Origin of the sequence: Promicromonospora kroppenstedtii DSM 19349 (genome assembly GCF_000515355.1) — a bacterium.
Classification (GTDB): Bacteria; Actinomycetota; Actinomycetes; order Actinomycetales; family Cellulomonadaceae; genus Promicromonospora; species Promicromonospora kroppenstedtii.
Genome location: NZ_KI911754.1, coordinates 28,869 through 30,737, shown reverse-complemented (window position 1 = coordinate 30,737; position 1,869 = coordinate 28,869). Strand labels below are relative to the sequence as shown.

Here is a 1,869-nt window from a genome sequence, read left to right as displayed (position 1 = left end):
GGCCGGGACCGCGGGCGGCACGGTGGCGGGCGAGCCACCCGCGAGCGCGCCCACGGTCGACGACGTGGTGCGCCTCGCGATGGCCACGGCCGACGCCGAGGGGTTGGGCGGGCTCTCCATGCGGCGCATCGCGACCGACCTGGGCATCCCGACGATGACGCTGTACCGCTACGTACGCGGCCGCGAGGATCTCCTGGCCCGGATGCTCGACACGGTGTACGCGACCTCGCCGCTCCCGGACCCGCTGCCGGACGGCTGGCGGGCCCGCGCGGAGGTGTGCGCGCGCACGATGTGGGCGGCGTTCCAGCGCCACCCGTGGGCGGCGCACGTGATGTCGATGACGCGGCCGCAGGTGCTGCCGCACGGCCTGCCGCACACCGAGGCGCTGCTGTCCGCGTTCGGCGACGTCGGCGGACGGCGGCTGGACCTGGACACGCGGATGCACCTGACCGTCTCGGTGTTCCAGCTCGTGCGCGGGCTGGGGGTGGGCATCGAGCCGGCGGTGCAGGCCCGCAGGGACGACGGGCTGACCGACGAGGAGTGGATGGACCGCACGCTGCCCGGCCTCCAGGCCGTCGCCGACGCGCGCCGGTACCCGCACCTCGCGGCGGCCACGGGCACCGAGATCGACCTCACGCTGGACACGCTGTTCGAGTTCGGCCTGGCGCGCCTGCTGGACGGGTACGCGGCGTTCCTCGGGGAGGCGAGCTGATGTCCCCGCGCGAGCGCGACAACCGGCTGCTGCTGCGCGCCCGGGACGCCATCGACCGGGACTACGCCCGGCCCCTCGACGTGCCGACGCTGGCCCGCATCGCGCACGTCTCGCCGTCCCACTTCAGCCGCAGCTTCCGGGCGACGTTCGGCGAGACGCCGCACCGCTACCTGCAGCGCCGGCGGCTGGAGCGCGCGATGGCGCTGCTGCGCAACACGGCCACGCCGGTGACGGAGATCGCGCTGCAGGGGGGCTCGAACAGCCTGGGCACGTTCAGCCGCACGTTCCGCGACGTCGTCGGCGTCTCCCCGACCGAGTACCGGCGGCGGACGCGGCCCGTGGCCGCGCCCGTCTGCTTCGTCAAGAGCTGGATGCGGCCAGCGGGCTGAGCAGTTTCGGAGAAGCGCACCCCGCAGGGCCGGCCCTAGCGTGGTGAGCATGTTCAAGAACATCTCCATCACCGCCGTGACCGTACTGGACCAGAACGAGGCCCTGGACTTCTACGTGGGCAAGCTCGGGTTCGAGGTCAGCAACGACGTCGACATGGGCTTCATGCGCTGGCTGACCATATCCCTGCCCGAGGACCCCGACCGCCACCTGCTCCTGGAGGTGCCGGGCCCGCCGTCCCTGAGCGAGGAGGTCGCGGCCCAGGTCCGGGACCTGGTGACCAAGGGGGCGCTCGGCGTCGCGTGCATCCTCACCACCGACGACTGCCGCCGCACGTACGCCGACCTGAGCGCCAAGGGCGTCGAGTTCACCGAGGAGCCGGTCGAGCAGCCGTACGGCATCGACTGCGCGCTGCGCGACCCGTTCGGCAACCACATCCGCATCACGCAGCCGGCCACGGGCCCGGTCGAGGTGACCGACGCCGACAGGGCCCGCTGGAGCGCAGGCCAGGCGGGCTGAGGTTCGTCAGGTTGGCGGCGCCCGGCAGTCGGCTCGGCAGTCGGCAGTCGGCAGTCGGCTCGGCAGTCGGCAGTCGGCAGTCGGCTCGGCAGTCGGCAGTTGGCATCGAGATCGGCTCAGGCCTGGACCGATCTCGATGCCAACTGCCGAGTCCGCGGGGCAAACTGCCGCGCCTGCTGGGCCAACTGCCGAGTCCGCGGGGCAAACTGCCGCGCCCGCTGGGCGAACCGCCGCGCGCCCTCAGAGCCGCG

The 1,869-nt window shown here is 73.4% G+C and carries 3 protein-coding genes; all 3 read left to right on the top strand.

From position 1 onward, the window contains the following. Positions 1 to 712, top strand: a 712-nt coding sequence (locus PROKR_RS26170) for a TetR/AcrR family transcriptional regulator (protein ID WP_157602705.1), incomplete at its 5' end; no start/stop codon positions are given. Then, positions 712 to 1,101 (top strand): helix-turn-helix domain-containing protein, encoded by a 390-nt coding sequence (locus tag PROKR_RS26165; RefSeq protein WP_036969593.1) that lies wholly within the window; start codon positions 712 to 714, stop codon positions 1,099 to 1,101. The genes PROKR_RS26170 and PROKR_RS26165, both read left to right, overlap by 1 nt. A 49-nt stretch (positions 1,102 to 1,150) precedes the next feature. Continuing rightward, positions 1,151 to 1,618: a VOC family protein gene (locus PROKR_RS26160; RefSeq protein ID WP_036969610.1), complete on the top strand. Its 468-nt coding sequence runs from the start codon at positions 1,151 to 1,153 to the stop codon at positions 1,616 to 1,618. Positions 1,619 to 1,869 lie beyond the last annotated feature (251 nt).

What these genes read in the sequence shown, in the direction of transcription:
- PROKR_RS26165 (WP_036969593.1), top strand. Translation starts at nt 712, where the DNA reads ATGTCCCCGCGCGAGCGCGACAACCGGCTGCTGCTGCGCGCCCGGGAC.
- PROKR_RS26160 (WP_036969610.1), top strand. Translation starts at nt 1,151, where the DNA reads ATGTTCAAGAACATCTCCATCACCGCCGTGACCGTACTGGACCAGAAC.